This is a genomic window from Pantoea sp. LS15, from assembly GCF_012241585.1.
Lineage (GTDB): Bacteria > Pseudomonadota > Gammaproteobacteria > Enterobacterales > Enterobacteriaceae > Enterobacter.
In genome coordinates, this window is sequence record NZ_JAAVXA010000003.1 from 1 (window position 1) to 269 (window position 269).

General features: G+C 48.0%; 1 rRNA gene. It reads left to right on the plus strand.

Going from position 1 to position 269, the window contains the following annotated elements:
* Positions 1-207: ribosomal RNA gene (locus HED65_RS05870) — 23S ribosomal RNA — on the plus strand; the annotation flags it as partial.
* Between the last annotated feature and the right edge of the window lie 62 nt (positions 208-269).

A 269-nucleotide genomic window follows, 5' to 3' on the forward strand; every position in this document is an offset into this window, starting at 1 on the left:
TCATGCCAATGGCACTGCCCGGTAGCTAAATGCGGAAAAGATAAGTGCTGAAAGCATCTAAGCACGAAACTTGCCCCGAGATGAGTTCTCCCTGACCCTTTAAGGGTCCTGAAGGAACGTTGAAGACTACGACGTTGATAGGTCGGGTGTGTAAGCGCAGCGATGCGTTGAGCTAACCGATACTAATGAACCGTGAGGCTTAACCTTACAACGCCGAAGCTGTTTCGGCGAAGAGACAGACAATCAAATTTCAGCTTTGATACAGATTT